We start from the raw sequence: 16438 nt of genomic DNA on the forward strand, positions 1-16438 counted from the left end.
ATTGGGAGCGATATCTACGATGGGCTACGCCTACGCAATTACAGAGGCGCGATGTTGCCCTTTGGCGGCGAAAACTTGGATAAAGCCCTTCTGTAGGGTTCATAAAAAAGCGATCGCTCTATAAAATCAAAGTGCGATCGCTATATTTTATACTTGTTGTTGAATGACTAAATATCCTGTTCGCTCAACTCGCGTGTGATGTGATCAAACGGTTCATCCACAAAAGCAGCATTAACCACACCTGCGCCTGCTACTTGTTCCTTAATCAGATCCTTGAGAATCTGGATACCGCGAACCGTCGGACCAATAGGCACTCCTAGAGAATTGTAGGTTTCCCGTAGCCCTTGTAGCACACGCTCATCCAACACATTCGTGTTCCCAGCAACCAGCGCATAGGTGGCGTAGCGCAAGTAGTAGTCTAAATCCCGAAGACAAGCCGCATAACGACGAGTCGTATAGGAATTTCCACCAGGACGAATCAATTCTGGTAGTTCTTCATATAACTTCAAACCAGCTTGCTTGACAAGGGCAGCCGCATTAGAATTTATCGCCGCCGCCGCTTGGACTCTTGCTGTACCACTGTCAAAGTAAGATTTCAGGCTATCGATCGCATTCCGATCAAAATACCGGCCAGCTAAGTCATAATTCTTAATTAAACTTGTTACCGCATCGCGCATTCCTTTTTCTCCCAATCCTTGCTATTTATGGTTTGATATTTATTTGGCTGCACTTATGCACCAGTAAATTTTTGTGCTATTTAAAATAGATTTGGCACAAAAACAATTTATCCGCTATTTAAGGATTTTATGCCAAAGTTGACCCCTAGATGATGAACTTTCCAGTTTTGTATAGATGATCGCTGAAAGGTTAATATAACCTGTAATCCAGATATCTGTAACATAGGCTACAAAATCCGCCAATGTCTAGTATTTAAGATATTTCAGGTGTGTCACGGCTTGATTGAGATCAGCAGGGTTAGGATGCTTTGGAAGGTTCTGGTATTACTTTAGGAAATTGGTAGAGAAGGAGTAACAATGACAACACCACAAGAAGTCTTGAAGAGAATTCAAGATGAAAAAATTCAGCTGATTGATCTCAAATTCATCGATACAGTAGGGACTTGGCAGCACCTGACACTGTACCAAAATCAAATCGATGAGACTGCATTCACTGATGGCGTACCTTTTGACGGTTCCAGCATCCGAGGTTGGAAAGCGATCAACGAATCGGACATGACGATGGTACTCGACCCCAACACTGCTTGGATCGACCCATTCATGGAAGTCCCAACGCTAAGTATAATTTGTAGCATCAAAGAACCCCGCACAGGCGAATGGTACAACCGTTGCCCACGGGTTATTGCCCAAAAAGCAGTAGACTACTTAGTTTCCACTGGTCTTGGTGATACAGCCTTCTTTGGCCCGGAAGCTGAGTTCTTTATCTTTGACAGTGCTAGATTTGCCCAAACTGCCAACGAAGGCTACTACTTCTTAGACTCCGAAGAAGGTGCTTGGAATTCCGGTAAAGCTGGTACAGATAACAAACCCAACTTGGGTTACAAACCACGCTTCAAAGAAGGTTACTTCCCAGTTTCACCGACGGATTCTTTCCAAGATATCCGCACAGAAATGCTATTGACGATGGCGCAATTAGGCGTACCCATTGAAAAGCATCACCACGAAGTTGCTACTGGTGGTCAGTGCGAACTGGGTTTCAAGTTTGGGAAGTTGATCGAAGCGGCTGACTGGTTGATGATTTATAAATATGTCATCAAGAACGTTGCCAAGAAATATGGCAAAACCGTCACCTTCATGCCAAAACCGATTTTTGGCGATAACGGTTCTGGAATGCACTGTCACCAGTCCATCTGGAAAGGTGGCCAACCTCTGTTCGCAGGTGATAAGTATGCTGATTTAAGTGAAATGGCGTTGTACTACATTGGTGGTCTTCTCAAACACGCACCAGCGCTATTGGCAATTACCAACCCCAGTACAAACTCATACAAGCGCCTAGTACCTGGTTATGAAGCACCTGTTAACTTGGCTTACTCCCAAGGGAACCGTTCTGCTTCTATCCGTATTCCTCTATCTGGCACAAACCCCAAAGCCAAGCGTTTAGAATTCCGTTGTCCAGATGCTACTTCTAACCCTTACTTGGCATTTGCTGCAATGCTTTGTGCTGGTATCGATGGCATTAAGAACAAAATCCATCCTGGTGAACCCTTAGATAAAAACATCTATGAACTCTCTCCAGAAGAACTGGCGAAGGTTCCTTCAACTCCAGGTTCTTTAGAACTGGCGTTGCAAGCACTGGAAAAAGATCACGCCTTCTTGACAGAATCAGGCGTCTTCACGGAAGACTTTATCGAAAATTGGATTGATTACAAGCTAAGTAACGAAGTTAAGCAGTTACAGCTACGCCCTCATCCCTACGAGTTTTACCTCTACTACGATGCTTAATTAAGTACCGTATCTAACTCAAAGTCATAAGTCTTGCCACCCTAGAGTAGAGGGTGGCTTTTTTTTTCTAGAGTTATCAGTTGAGACATGCACTCAAAAATCAACCTTAAAACTATTGAAACTTAGCTCATGGAAGCATGGCTTGGCCCATAAATCATCCGAGCGCCAGCATCTACCTTCCCTTGAATCGGGTTCCAGTAGTAGGATGCTTCTTCAGGAAGACCAAGTTCTTGTGCAGCCCGCATCAGCATTGATTGTTGACGATTCTTGACTTGCTGATGTTCACGCACCATTAACGCACGAGATTTATCTGCAATAGACATAACCATAGCCTCTCTATTTTCTGAATATATAATTTTTGGTTTTCTTACAAACAAATATAGCAAAAATTCTGTAACAATAGCTACTTTTTACAAAAATTTATATTTGCTCCAGAGTCCAAAGATTTTTGACAGAAGCCCCTGACTTGATTGCTCTTTTCAATCTAAAATCCTTGGATTGTGTGACCTCGGAGCCTGTAGCTTTGCCAACTTTCATGCTGTAACATCTGTTTTTCTCTTTCATGAGTTACCAGCGATCGCACGTCAAAGTATCATTGAGCAATGCTTCCGGGTGACAAAACCAGGAGGAGTCTTTATTATCTGTGACTCAATTCAGTTGAGTGATTCACCTGAGTTCGAGCATATGATCGATTCTTTCCCCGAAACTTACCATGAACCCTACTACAGGCATTACACCACTGATGACTTAGTAGAACGCTTGCACAGAGCCGGCTTTGAGAATATTAAGACGCAAGTCCATTTTATGAGCAAGTATTTCATTGCTCATAAGCCAGCTTGAGATGCCCCATTTCCTTTTCTTTAACTAAAATTCATCTAAAAAGACCAGATGCAAAATGGGAGCATCTGGTCTTGGGTGTACAATCATTAAAAATGACTAAGATGATCTAGCAGATCCTTCTTAATATTTATTTCGTCGGGAGCCATCTGCGAGGAGAACGAACCAGGGTGCAAGAGTAAGTCAGAAGTGGAATAAACCTATACTACTTGTGCGAATCCATGCCCTAGATCAGCTCAGATGAAACGAAAGGGATTTTATGCTTCGGCAAAGGACGCTAAACAGGTGTCGCAGTGAAGATCAATTAGTTGCTGATGTAGATAACCAGCTACTCAATCTATGAGAACAAAACCTATTGGGGAATAAAGTGAAGTTGCCTGAAGACTGTTTCCTCAACAAGCAAAATGTCTGAATTAGATGTGCTTTAGATTAACTGATAGCCTAATTTACATCTATTTCTAGAGCAGTTGAGGATTGAGACGCAGAGCTTCCCAGCAATATAAGCAACAGTTGTGTAGCTTTTGAGGAGTTGGGGATGCTGTTGATCAAGGCACTTAATTTGATTTGCGTTTTGATCGCCAGGATTGACGCCAACTATATATACAAAGCTTGCAGTTGAAATACCAAGCGATCGCTGAAGATTTTCGGGTGTCAACTGTATATATCTTTACCAGAAAAGCTGTGTAAAAGATGTTAGCACAACAGCCGGTTTTCTGATACTTTGGTTCTTTTGGGAAAAGAGGCATTACCCGAAGGTAATTAAACCACAGCATAGATATTTCCGAATTTTTACGTTATTTCTCTACGCCCACTACCGCGATGACGTGGCGCATCATCTGGATTTTGTTCAGATGCTGCCGACAGCCACTGTTCCGAAGCAGGCGTGGAAGGCAGCCCATAGGATGAGTGATTGACCATTGCTTGGCAGTTATAAGCTAAGGGGCCGAACACCAGACTCGATACTAAAAGTGAAATGGCAGCACGCATAGAAGATGTCTATTTTGGAACTCTCCACTTCACTGATACTTAGCTTTTTAATGAATATCCGGACAAATCATCAAAAAGTATTCTGTTTTACTGAAAATAAACTCTTCTTATCCTTCGTTTAAATGTTCGACTAATAACCAATTAGCAAAGTGATTCTGACGACCCCACAATGTGACTAATTGTTCATGGTGATAAGCGCCTAATTGCTGGTCGATATGCGATCGCAAAGTCACAAGCTGCCAATTTTGCCCTTGATATGCGGCTGGTGCTGTGACAGTGAATCTGTATTCCTGCTGTGACAAGCGGTAAAAAATGCCTTTGAAACAGTTACTTTCCCGAATTAATGCCTTGGAGTCAGGGTACTCATTCCCCGATGGTAAAGCGCAATCGCCACTAACTGGATAGGCTTGTGGGTTATTTAAGTAATACAGTTGCCAGTGCCGCCAATCCGAATGATTGGGTGGAAGATTAAACAAAGGAATAATTAGCGCTTTTGAGCGATTATCTTCTAATAAAGCCGTTTGCAGCGCCCTGACAGGTAAATCCCTCGGCTGGCAGTTTAACTCAACACACATCGCTGCTGCCATCCCTGCTGCTTGACCAATGCCCATAACCACAGGTTGTAATCTGGTGGCGCCATTGGCAATGTGGGAGACAGAAATATTCTTTTCACAGACTAAAAAACCATCTGTTGTGGCTGGAATGAGACAACTGTATGGAATTGTAAAGGGAGTCCCAGTCCAACGTCCTCCCCAGCGAATAGATTTAGGTTGCAGTGGGAATTGAACACCAGGATAATGATGGTCATTGGCGTAGTTACCAACTGCGATCGCTTCCCGAACACAAAAACTCGCATCATTAAATATAGATGCAACTCTACCTCCAGCGATCGGCAAAATATCCTGTTCTCGGACAGTAGTTAGCCCCACTAAGCGGCGGCTTTCCCGGTAATAGGGATGCAGTGCAAAAGCTGTAGGGGTGTGAGGAAATACTTTTTTTGCTAAACCATAACGACGACCAAGCTGTTTTTGGATAAAATGGGCAAAATTTTGGCTGTGCCAGCGAGATTCCTGGATGAATTCACCTCTGGATACATCTGACTCTATCAGTCGCCCTACTCCTTCGGCGTAGTCATTGCCACAGATTGGCCAATTAATCATAAATAGACCACCAGGCAAGCGTCCGTAATTCAAAAATGTCTCTGCTCCATAGCCATCCCAAGCACCTGTAAACTGGGATGGATTATAGTTAGGGGCAGCCGGAATTTCTGGGGCAACGGCTTCACCAAAGTCCTGCATAATCACTACCGAAGTGGGCGCTTGCACAGGATATCTCTGGGTTAAAGAGTTAAAAGTGACTGGGGCGCTGGGTTCTCCCCACTCAGATTGCAATTCCCAGCCCCATCGGTAAGGTATGTCAGCTAAAGCCAATAAATCTCCTAATTCTGTGCCATCGAGAATAATTTTGGCTGTGACAGCAAAATCAGCAAAGCGGACATCAGTAATAGAATCACCCTGCCGGAACACTTCTAAAGGCACTTCCCCTGTAATCCAGTGCAGATTAGGCAATTCCTGCACCAAATCTGCAAAAATCTCTGCTCCAATCCGAGGATCGTAACTAAAAAAGCTTACCCAGCTGTTATCTAACCCTCCGGGCTGTCGCTGTCGCAATTCCTGCAAAAACGCACCCCATAACCCCGTTTGAAAGGCTTCTAATTCGTTGCCATCGGGTACAGATACTCCAGCCGAAGTTAGCATCCCCCCCAACCAAGGAAATTCACTCACCAGAATGGTTTTGGCTCCCCGTCGCGCCGCTTGGATAGCAGCCGCAGTGCCTCCGGTTCCCCCACCGACAACTAAGACATCAGCTGTGTATGTCTGATTAACCATTGCTTCACCTCACTGGAGTTTGGACATATTCTCTCCAGATAGCTTGGCATCAGACAAGATAATTTATTTTATTTTTCGGAGACTTGATAGATATAGGGTTATATGTAATTTCAGAATGACTTGTATTATTTCGTCTGGTTCATGAGAAATTTTTCTAAGTAGACATGAATTAGTACAACTTGTATATACACCTAAAGATAGAGGTTGTAACTAAATATTTGTATTTAAACTTAACATAAATCTAAACTCTATGGATTACTACTATTTAAGTAATATCAAAGTCTTATGTTGATTAATTGTTTGAAAAAGAATGATGAATTAAGTGTAAAGAAGGCTAGCCATGTCTCAAATGTTGAGATAGCACTCTTTATAGATAAAATCAAAAGTAATATCTGGCAATTTGGTATTCTATCTTGGCTTTTTGGAATAACCGATAGAAGCATAGCTGCATTTGCTGATGGTTATCTATCTGCTATAGAAATATCTCAGTTATTTACAGCCTCTTTCCTTTTTGTGAGTTGGCTATATCTCAAGCCGGAGGAAAGCTTCAATAGCAATGATTTAGTCCCCAGCCAATATCAAGAATATCTTGATCGTACTCAAGCTAACAAGCTTCAATTAAAAAAGCTGCACATGATTAGCCAGGAGTACATTTTACCGTTTCCTTATCTTTGCCAAATCTATCATCTATTGAACTTAAAACATTTGGAAACAGTTCATAGTTTTAGCCTTAATAATCTTAAAATTATTAATATTAGCCACTTTCAGACCACAAGCATCGGTGGGATAATCAAATTTCAAACAATATTAGATTCACCAGCTAATCCTCTGAGAATTTGGCGACAGCCGACTGTGGAAGTGGATTTAATATTGCATACCCCCTACACTATTGAACTGAGTATTCCAGTCTACAATCAGAAAAGAATAATTGTTATATTTTATGCTTTTCCCTTAAGTGACTCAGAACATCACCTATTTATAGATATTTATAGTGACCTAGAGTGGCCAAAGCCATTATTACAAATAATATTGCATTTTGCTTCTTGTTTGACACTCTTTGAAGATTTGCCCTATCTGAGAGCTTTAGATGAGAAAAATATAGGGCGTTTATTCAACTTAAGTAGGACTTCAAATCACGAGAGTTCGTTGTTGTTTAAAAGATTCGTTGAGCTATATGGTTCCAGTGGAGAAACAACTAAATTACTTGAGGGAAGGGAAGAGGAAGAGAGTTAGGAGTTAGGAGTTTGGAGAGACGCGATTAATCGCGTCTGTACAGGAGTTAGGAGTTATACCAATTCTGTATGAAGATGCGCTAAACCATATTTAAGTACAAGAAAGAAAAACGAACCGCAAAGGAGAGGCAGCGCGGTCTTGGGGGTCTCCCCCATGAGCGACTGCCGTCGCAAAGGACACAAAGAAAGAAAGAAAGAAGTTAAAAGGGTTTGGCGCAGCCTCACAAAGAAATGGTATTAGGAGTTAGGAATTTTAAATTCATAACTCTTGATTTTATTTAGTTAGGCGCGTGCTAGTAAGGGAGCAGCAGCTAGTAAGGTTTTGGTATAAGGGTGCTGAGGATTAGCAAAAATAGTTTTTGTCAGACCGAGTTCGACAATTTTACCGCCATTCATTACGGCAATGCGATCGCACAAAAATCTCGCTAACCAAAGGTCATGAGTGATGAATAGATAAGTTAACTCAAACTCTTCCTTTAATTGCAACATCAAATCTAGCACTTGCGACTGCACGCTGGCGTCTAACATACTCACGGGTTCATCGCAAATGAGAAGTTTAGGGTGAGTAATCAAAGCACGAGCGATCGCAACTCGTTGCTGTTGTCCCCCAGACAAATCTGATGGATAACGCTCATAATACACTTCTGCCGGTGTTAACCCAACTTTCTCTAGCATCCACAAAACCTGCTCTTTTGCCTTAGCAGGATTGGCAAGATTGTGGATAAATAAAGGATCAGCGATACTTTCTCCCACTGTCATCGCTGGATTGAGACAAGCATGAGGGTCTTGAAAAACCATTTGTATTTGCCGCCGTGAGGAGCGAATTTCTTGACGCGACAGTTTAGTTAAATCCTGTCCTAAAAACTCAACTTTGCCACTAGTGGGACGAATTAGTTGCAAGATTGTTCGTGATAGCGTACTTTTACCACAACCTGATTCGCCAACTAAGCCGAGAATTTCTCCTGGATAAAGATCCAAGTTGATACCATCTACTGCTTTAATTGTCTGCGCTTGTGTGTTAAATAGTCGTTCGATAAAATTAGGTTCTATGGTGTAGTATTGCTTGAGTTCTGTAACACTCAAAATTGGGGATTGCTGATTAATAATCGGTAATTGCTTTTCTGCGTCATTGACAATTATTAATTCTCCATTATCTTTTACTGCTTGAATGTGTAAAGCTGCTTTTAAGAGCGATCGCGTGTATTCATGTTGAGGTTGTCTAAATACGGTTTCTGTAGAACCCATTTCGACTATCTTGCCGTTGTACATAACCCCAATGCGATCGCAATACTCAGCTACCATTGCTAAATCGTGAGAAATCAGCAGCAATCCCATGTTTTCTTCACCACACAGGCGAGTTAATTCTTGCAATATCTGTGCGGATACTGTGACATCTAAACTGGTAGTGGGTTCATCAGCAACAATCAACTTGGGGTTGAGGAGTAAAGCTAAAGCGATCGCTACCCGTTGGCGCATTCCACCGCTAAACTCATGAGGATACTGATTCCAGCGACTAGCTGGAATATTCACCTTTGCCAAGGTAGCAAGTGCTTTTTCTTTGGCTTTGCGCGTTGATAATTCTGGTGAGTGTGCCTGAAGGGTTTCGATACAATGCTTACCAATCGTCATCAGTGGATCGAGGCGTGTCATCGGATCTTGAAAAATTAACGCGATCGCCTCTCCTCGAAACTTCTGCAACTGCTTAGGCATCAAGTCAAACACCGACTGTCCTTGAAATGTTACCCGTCCCTCAATACGACTAGAGGCTGGTAGCAAACGCATTACTGCCCGTCCGATAGTTGACTTACCACAACCCGACTCTCCCACCAATCCCATTCTTTCACCTGGTTGTAAGGTGAAAGATACATCATCAACCGCCCAGCTTGCCTCTTCTCCACTCCTCTGAGGATAGGCAACTTGCAGATTTTCGATACAGAATAAGGCTTCACTCATATTTAGTTATCAGCCCTGAGCTACCAGCTTTTATAATTTCAAATTTAAGATAGTCTATCAGATTAGTATTAAACCTCCGTTGTGCGAACATCTTATTGTCTTAGCGTAGGGGCACAGAAAAAGCTCATGCGTGTCAACTTAACGTGAAAGTTAGTCTAGAAGCAGCATTTAGAGATTATCTCGTTAAGAGTCTCCGACTAGGAATGCCCGTCGTTGAGGCTCCGCCTCAAGACTTGCGGCAGAGCCGCAATTGAAGAGCATTTCCAGCAAGAGGCTGGAAACGAGATTTTAAAAGGGTTTTGGCTTAAGTTGACACCTATAGGACTCCTATTTGATTTTTGAACAAATTCAGTACTAATCGAAAAGGCTTATTCCCTACTCCCTATTCCCTACTCCCAGCCTACGTAAGTCAGTTCAATAATCAAAGCGGATTACTATATGAGCATTGCTGTGCCCCTACCATCTGTTGCGTCAGAACGAGAACTGCTATATCCGTTCATATCATCGGTTTTATATTTAATAAAGATTTAGCTGATTAATTCACCCATTTGTGCGAGGTAATTAGCAAGCGAATAAGTATATTTTACTTATTATCAGATCAACACAAGATGGTTGGAAGCAGCATTCACACAACAGATATATCAATTATGTTAAACCTGATATTCACCGGATGTATAAAAATAAAACCCTTGGTGGTTTCAACAGCTTTTTTCCTGGCTGTACAGACTTCTGCCAATGCTCAACAAGCCTTTCCTAGTTTAACTCCAGCACAAGCTCAAGATTTATCCCGTGACTTAGTTCCATATAATTCTCAAGATTTTTTTAGGCAAGGAAAAGATTCTATTCAGAGAGAAATTCAAATTCTTAGGCAAAGCAAACTGCGCTCAATTAAACCTGTTCTTAAGATTGATTCAGTACCGCAGATCAAAAGACCAGATACCCAGCAAAAACTCTAACATCTTATTATCTAAGTAAGAATCATCATCCTTCTATGACACCTTAGATCGCTACTTATTATACTGTTATAACTAGGACTTACGCAAAGGTAACGGAAAACGAACCACAGAGGACGCAGAGGTCACGGAGGAACGAGAGTTTGAGAGGGTTTTTGCGTAAGTCCTAATAACGTTTACTAATCATACAAGGTACATCATAGCCCCCTCCTCGCTTGCTCTTAGCAGGGTGGTTTCATACAAGCAGAGAAAAACTAAAACTGGGTTTCAAAGCCTCTTTCCGCTTGCCTGACGGCAGGCTGACGCCAACGGGGAGAGGTTTGGAGAGGGGTAAAAAGCCATGCCGTAAAACGAGAAATCAAGACTTAATGTATTTTTCTTTTTTCGTATGAAACCACCCTGCCCTCCTCGCTTGCTCTTAGGGGGTTGGGGGTTGGGGTTCAGTACCTATTCAACCGAGAACCGCTATAATTCTTGAGCTATAGCACCTAAAGCACACCCACAGGCATCAGAAAAACTCTGCTTCCTAGTAGCAGAGTTTTTGTGTTTTTAATAAACTTTGCAACACAAATTTACAATGTTAATCGTCTAGCAAACTCATCAACGCCTGAATTTCAACGTCTTGCGGCTCTGACAATTGACCTTGTAACTTTAATAATTGATTCTGTAATGCTTCTGCTACATAGAGCATATTAGATTCTTGGGCAATTTTTAGCTGATTTTCTTTAATTTTGATTTGTTTAAGCAAGTTGTTTTCAACATGAATTGAATTGTAATGTTGAGCAATCATAGCTTTACATTTCTTATCAATCTATAGAGTGCAATTAAATTTACCACCTACGTATTATTCCACACTTCTCTGATTTTTTAAATATCTGGTGATTTAATCTTCATGACTAGTAGTGTTTACGGGTATGGCGTTTCTTCTTGCCAGAATAGTATAGTTTCTGTTTTTCGGGGTCTTTTAGGCTTTGAACCGGACGCTTAATGCCATCCATTTTGCTCTATTTTCACAAGCAGGAGACTTTTAACGATAAATCCTCAAATAACAAAACTGCATAGTTTTTGCCACAGTTCAATTCTCAATAGTTTGGGAATATTGCCTTAATACACTATGTCCATATTTTTATCGGCTTTTACAAAAATTAAAATCATGATATAAGATTGGTTGACTTAGTGTTAATTTTTAGATGACACACATTAACTTGTTTGTTATTTCACCGAGTCTTTTAGATAGTGTTAAACATTTTTTTGTGAACAATATGAACTTAAAGTTTCTAAAGAGAAACATTTTTACATTTGTAAAAATTCTATCTACAATGCTTATAACAAGCGCAATTGGATTAGAATCGTGGAATATTTATGCAGTAATAACTAATAGTAATCTACCAAGCAGTCTTAATCCAATTTTTTGGATTGAGCGTTTTGCCATGACGATCCATTTTATCGAAAGCATTATAGCAGCTTTTTATGCAACTTCAAGAAAAAAGACACCAATAAAATATGCTACTTATACTTTTTTTGTAGGCACAATTGGGTTGTTAGAATTGTTCTCTCAAGAGAATGACTATTAAGGCTTCTCCGCAAGAGTACGCGCACATCTCGCAGAGAATAATTCTTTATTAAGTAATTAGTCCCTGATTACAATCCAAGTTCAGCAAACACCTCTGGAGAGAACATATCCCACAATACCTGGAAATATGGCATTAAAGTTTCTGCTTCTTGAGAAGTCAAGCTAATGTCTATTTCTTGTCTCAGCAAATGTAGCATTTGACGAACTACTTCCCACTGCACTTTTAATCTGGGATAAAGCATTACACATAAGGGAAATAACTCTTGTTGGATAGCTTCACAGCTTGTTTCTAAAGCACATACCCACAGGTATATTTGAAACATCTCTACATCCCGAATACTAGAGGTCTTAACTATTGGATTACTTAATGCACCAGACATTGAGTTGTAATTTGGATAAAATTCAATTACTCTTTGGGAAATCCTCTTAGCAATTTGTGTACTAATTGGTAGTAACTTTTGCACTGCGGATAATGCTACAGAATTAGAATCATGGTTAGCTGCTGCTTCATAAGCACGTTGCAGTGGCATATACAAATGGTCGTCAATCACTTTAAAGTATGTACTAATAAGTGATTGTTCTATTGGCTCAAGTGATTGCATGAGCATTTGACTTGTGTAATGAAACTGCATACTTACAAAGCCAATAACTCTAGGATCATGACTTGTATATTTCTTTCTGAGCTTTCCTATATCCGCACCAATTACTGTAGCCAGCTTGCTAGGAGCCACTTGTTCTGTATAAACATCTAATGCCTGTTGATAAAGTGGATTCTCTGAGTCAACCAGGTTCCTTACCAAAGAAAGAGGTTGTGATGTTGTTTGTTGAATATATACATTCAAAGCTTTTTGGTAAATGTTAAAAGAATCTCCGGCGATTTCCCACGGATTAATTAGGTTTAAGTCTATGCCATGTTGTTTAATTTCTTTTGATAATAATTCCTCAGTTTTATTCCAGGCTCTAGCACTAACACTTCGCAAAGACTCTAATACTTTTTGAGCAGTTCTCTTTCGTCCCTCTGGTGATACTATCTCTGATAAATTAGGGATTTCTATTTTTTCTGTCATATCAGTATCAACCTTAAGATTCCCTATATATTTTTTAGCCCATTGTTGTGCTAAAGATTCAACGACCGTCTTATTTCCTTGACTAGAAACTGATCTTAAATGATTTACTGGAAACTCTTTCACAATAGCCATTAACTTAATATATATAAAGATCCTCGTGTTACAAATATAACACTAATTTAATTTAATGAAGATATTTTTTATACAAAAATTAGTCTTGTAATTTTATGTATGACGGTTAGAAAGTGTTTTAGTATTAATGTATATATCTGGCGTATTAGATAAGGAAATCTTTTATAAATAAGTATTATTACTGGTAAAATAGTCAACAAATATAAGTAGATAGGTACGAAAACACCAAACTATGTAAAGATAAATAAATAGAGAAAATGATAAAACTAAAAATAGTCTTATTAACAAAAGGTCATCAAGGCGATCGCACCCTACGTAAACAACTTGTCTGTTATGAAATCTACGCTACTAAGTAAAAATCAGTTACGGGGGTTTCCCGATGTCGGTTACAGGTAAATCTGACAGGCAGAAGGGAGTATAGTTTGTATAGTTAGCTTTTTACGGAAATTTTAGTTTGACACTAAGGAATTAAAAAATGTCCACAGATACTGACATAGTTGCTTACGTTCAAGAAAATGAATTTGATATTGTTTTAAATGGAAGTGAAGAGAAAGTCGTTGTTGTTGACTTTACTGCTACTTGGTGTGGCCCCTGTCGCCTGATCAGTCCGTTAATGGAGCAACTCGCCCAGGAATATAAAGGTCGTGCTAAAGTCGTTAAGGTAGACGTTGACAGCAACAAGCCGATCTTCAAAAAATTCGGTCTTCGCAGTATTCCGGCGGTTTTAATTTTCAAAGATGGTATTTTAGCAGAAACCATCGTGGGAGTTTCTCCTTACGAGCAGTTTAGCGACGCTGTTCAGAAGCTTCTTTAGCTAAAAAACCAGGTTCATTACCGTCAAGTTGGGCAGTATTGTAGGTGATATTGGCGCTATGAGGTACGCGTGGCGCGGTAAAAAGTCACGTTCCTGGTAAATTTCGCAAACGCTCATCCAAATGAGTCCGGTCTGCCAAAACCTTTAACAGCGGCCCATGTGAACTAAATTCTACAATACTGACCGAAGCAACAGGGCATCCCAAGCGAAAACGGAAGCGTCCCACATCAATTCCTAGCAAACTAGACAGAATAATTCTGATAGTTGCCTTGTGGGAAACCACTAACACATTGCCACTGCTGTAGAAACGCTTGATTTCTTCAATTACCTGCATAGCGCGAGAAGCAATTGTAACTGCTATTTCTCCATCAGTTGGCCCATTCCAAGCTGGATCGGCTAACCAGCGAATATAATCATCGTGATATTCACGGCTAATTACTTCTGGCGTTTTTCCTTCCCACTGCCCATAGTTAATTTCCTTTAAACCATCTCTGAGTTGTGGTTCCATCTCTATTGCTGCACATAAGGGTTTTGCTGTCAATATAGTTCGCTGCATTGGACTAGAAAATATTGCTGTCCAAGGTGTAGAACTATATGCGTCTGCAAAAGCCTTTGCCATTTCCAATCCTTCTGGGGTAAGTTCTGAGTCTATGGAACCGCAAAAGGAATTATTGCGACTGCATTCTGTCTGTCCGTGACGGAGGAAATAAATAGTTAGGCTCACGGTATATCTTGTAGATTTTAAATTTCAGAGCTATAACAATCAAATCTAGTTGAAGATAGTTAATGCCCGTGCCATAATACTACAATTTTATGATATTTTAAATAATTTTCAGATTGGGTAAAGTTGCGTCACCGATAGGGTTAGCGACGTAGGAGCGTCACAGTTCCTCGTAGATATCGCCACTCAAAGAGTAGACATTGGCGCAGCGCCAGATATTAATTGAAGAAGAATGCAGAATTCAGAATTCTGAATTCATAATCAATCAATGGGGGATTCACACCCGCCACTGATTGAAAACCACCAAATTTTAAAGTTGGTAGGGGTTTTAAACCCGATTCTTCATCCGCCACTCGTACAGAATACCCAACTGAATTCTGACTCCTGACTCCTGACTCCTGAATTCTGTTCGATAAATTTTACAATTTTAAAGGCGATCGCCTTTTGTTAATTTGTGCGATCGCCTTTTGTAATTCTGGCTTCATTTTTTTTTAAGTTTTGAAAATTGTAGAGACGTGAACTAATTACGTCTCTACAAAAACTCTACAAATCAAGCGATCTTCTATTCTCTAATCCTTGCTCAGATAATCTGAAAAGACTTGAGCTTGGCTCTCGAACACTTATATTTTTTTGCAAAAATCGAAGAAACCCAATTTATCTGTCTAGAGTTTCTGCAAAAAAGTATGAATGATTAGTCCAGCTTTTTCTTCACATTATCTTTTACGTCTTCAATACCGTGACGTACTTCGCTTTCAGCTTGCTTCGCTTTACCTTCCGCTTTATCTTTTGGATCTCCAGTAATTTCTGATGCTGCTTCTTGGGCTTTACCTTCAATATTTTTAGCAGTTGCTTTAGCCCGTTCTTCTAAGCTCATTTTGGTACTCCTTATTTTGTGTATCAAAAGCTCATTTCAAAGCCATAAATTAACTTTGAAATCTTTTGTTCTTACATTTACACAGTAGCTCAAGGTTTTTGTTAAAGCCTTCCACCACAAGGCAGATTAAATAATTCGGAATTCGGAATTCGGAATTCGGAATTAAGAAAGGTAGTTGTAATAAGCGTTCTGGCTGTTGCTTGAATACAAAATAAAATAACTACAGCTTAGTTATCTATGCTAAAAGACATAGAACAAATGCAAATATCGTAATCTCTACTTTTGACTGTTTAACTAAAAAAAACCAGTTCCGTACAGAAACTGGGTTAATAAAGTTATGGGGATATTTTTTTGTCTAATCTAGAAAACCCATCAGGCTTTCAGAATTGTCAACCTCATTTGATGCTATCGGACGGTTCCCAAATGTGGAATAGCTTTCAGAAATTACCAATGAACTTGAGGCAATCGGACGAATCCCAGAGAGATTAATACTTTCAACGACTTCAAATGTATTAGCGCCAATTGGACGAATACCCATTGAGTTATAAGTTTCAACTACTTCTAACGTACTGGTGCTAATGGGACGCACCCCAGCAATTGAAAGTTTTTCAGCAACTTCTAAGTCGCTAGGACCTATGGGACGAACTCCAGCAATGGCGAGTGGCCCAGAAGATCCCGACACTGGCTGTTCACTAACTTGCTCGACTTTATCTGCATTCAAGCTCTGGTCTAGTTGATTTTCTACTTCCTCTGTAGTTTCCCCTGGAGACTTGGCATTGTTTTGCCGAGAACTGGTTGCTTTGCCAGCGTTGCTAATAGTCATAAACGAATACCTCTGGTTTGTTAATTGAATTTTACAATAATTAAGGAAAGGTGAAATTTTTTCCCATATATCTTAGAGTTTAACCTTAAAAAACCTCATATAGATATAAGTATCTTTCAAACTG

Annotated in this window: 14 protein-coding genes and 1 pseudogene; 5 read left to right on the forward strand and 10 right to left on the reverse strand. The window is 40.2% G+C overall.

Annotated features, from left to right (window positions below; translation table 11 throughout):
- Positions 1–167: 167 nt before the first annotated feature.
- Entirely contained in the window at positions 168–677 is a 510-nt protein-coding gene (gene apcB, locus V7L05_RS22845) for an allophycocyanin subunit beta (protein ID WP_335167338.1), read from the reverse strand.
- Between the two features lie 357 nt (positions 678–1034).
- Between apcB and glnA the strand changes: the two genes are divergently transcribed.
- On the forward strand, positions 1035–2459 hold the full coding sequence (glnA, locus tag V7L05_RS22850; RefSeq protein ID WP_335167340.1) for a type I glutamate--ammonia ligase: 1425 nt from the start codon (positions 1035–1037) through the stop codon (positions 2457–2459).
- A gap of 122 nt (positions 2460–2581) precedes the next feature.
- On the opposite strand, the gene V7L05_RS22855 is transcribed toward glnA, so the two are convergent.
- Entirely contained in the window at positions 2582–2782 is a 201-nt protein-coding gene (locus V7L05_RS22855; RefSeq protein ID WP_335167342.1) for a hypothetical protein, read from the reverse strand.
- Between the two features lie 208 nt (positions 2783–2990).
- Between V7L05_RS22855 and V7L05_RS22860 the strand changes: the two are divergent.
- A pseudogene (locus V7L05_RS22860) lies at positions 2991–3299 on the forward strand (class I SAM-dependent methyltransferase); the annotation flags it as partial.
- Positions 3300–4085: 786 nt separating this feature from the next.
- Here V7L05_RS22860 and patX read toward each other — a convergent pair.
- Positions 4086–4283 carry a heterocyst-inhibiting protein PatX gene (patX, locus tag V7L05_RS22865; protein ID WP_334949112.1) on the reverse strand — a complete coding sequence of 66 codons (198 nt, stop codon included), beginning with the start codon at positions 4281–4283 and terminating at the stop codon, positions 4086–4088.
- Between the two features lie 107 nt (positions 4284–4390).
- Positions 4391–6172 (reverse strand): FAD-dependent oxidoreductase, encoded by a 1782-nt coding sequence (locus V7L05_RS22870; RefSeq protein ID WP_335167344.1) that lies wholly within the window; start codon positions 6170–6172, stop codon positions 4391–4393.
- A gap of 285 nt (positions 6173–6457) precedes the next feature.
- Between V7L05_RS22870 and V7L05_RS22875 the strand changes: the two genes are divergently transcribed.
- On the forward strand, positions 6458–7405 hold the full coding sequence (locus V7L05_RS22875) for a hypothetical protein (protein WP_335167346.1): 948 nt from the start codon (positions 6458–6460) through the stop codon (positions 7403–7405).
- A 281-nt stretch (positions 7406–7686) separates the two neighbouring features.
- On the opposite strand, the gene V7L05_RS22880 is transcribed toward V7L05_RS22875, so the two are convergent.
- Positions 7687–9357 carry an ABC transporter ATP-binding protein gene (locus tag V7L05_RS22880; protein ID WP_335167348.1) on the reverse strand — a complete coding sequence of 557 codons (1671 nt, stop codon included), beginning with the start codon at positions 9355–9357 and terminating at the stop codon, positions 7687–7689.
- Between the two features lie 647 nt (positions 9358–10004).
- Here V7L05_RS22880 and V7L05_RS22885 point away from each other — a divergent pair.
- The gene (locus V7L05_RS22885) at positions 10005–10313 is read left to right on the forward strand and encodes a hypothetical protein (protein ID WP_335167350.1); all 309 of its coding nucleotides are present in this window, start codon (positions 10005–10007) and stop codon (positions 10311–10313) included.
- Positions 10314–10890: 577 nt separating this feature from the next.
- Here the strand turns inward: V7L05_RS22885 and V7L05_RS22890 are convergent.
- Both V7L05_RS22890 and V7L05_RS22900 read right to left on the reverse strand, forming a co-directional pair.
- The gene (locus V7L05_RS22890) at positions 10891–11100 is read right to left on the reverse strand and encodes a hypothetical protein (protein ID WP_335167351.1); all 210 of its coding nucleotides are present in this window, start codon (positions 11098–11100) and stop codon (positions 10891–10893) included.
- Between the two features lie 851 nt (positions 11101–11951).
- Positions 11952–13082 (reverse strand): hypothetical protein, encoded by a 1131-nt coding sequence (locus tag V7L05_RS22900; protein WP_335167355.1) that lies wholly within the window; start codon positions 13080–13082, stop codon positions 11952–11954.
- 475 nt (positions 13083–13557) lie between these two features.
- Between V7L05_RS22900 and trxA the strand changes: the two genes are divergently transcribed.
- Complete coding sequence (gene trxA / locus V7L05_RS22905; protein ID WP_335167357.1) at positions 13558–13896, forward strand: thioredoxin; 339 nt, start codon at positions 13558–13560, stop codon at positions 13894–13896.
- 85 nt (positions 13897–13981) lie between these two features.
- Here the strand turns inward: trxA and V7L05_RS22910 are convergent, their stop codons facing one another.
- From V7L05_RS22910 to V7L05_RS22920, 3 genes are all read right to left on the reverse strand, one after another.
- On the reverse strand, positions 13982–14620 hold the full coding sequence (locus tag V7L05_RS22910) for a histidine phosphatase family protein (protein WP_335167359.1): 639 nt from the start codon (positions 14618–14620) through the stop codon (positions 13982–13984).
- Between the two features lie 688 nt (positions 14621–15308).
- On the reverse strand, positions 15309–15491 hold the full coding sequence (locus V7L05_RS22915; protein ID WP_335167360.1) for a CsbD family protein: 183 nt from the start codon (positions 15489–15491) through the stop codon (positions 15309–15311).
- A 355-nt stretch (positions 15492–15846) separates the two neighbouring features.
- Positions 15847–16314 carry a hypothetical protein gene (locus tag V7L05_RS22920; RefSeq protein ID WP_335167361.1) on the reverse strand — a complete coding sequence of 156 codons (468 nt, stop codon included), beginning with the start codon at positions 16312–16314 and terminating at the stop codon, positions 15847–15849.
- Positions 16315–16438: the final 124 nt, after the last annotated feature.

Source organism: Nostoc sp. (genome assembly GCF_036917755.1).
GTDB lineage: Bacteria > Cyanobacteriota > Cyanobacteriia > Cyanobacteriales > Nostocaceae > Nostoc.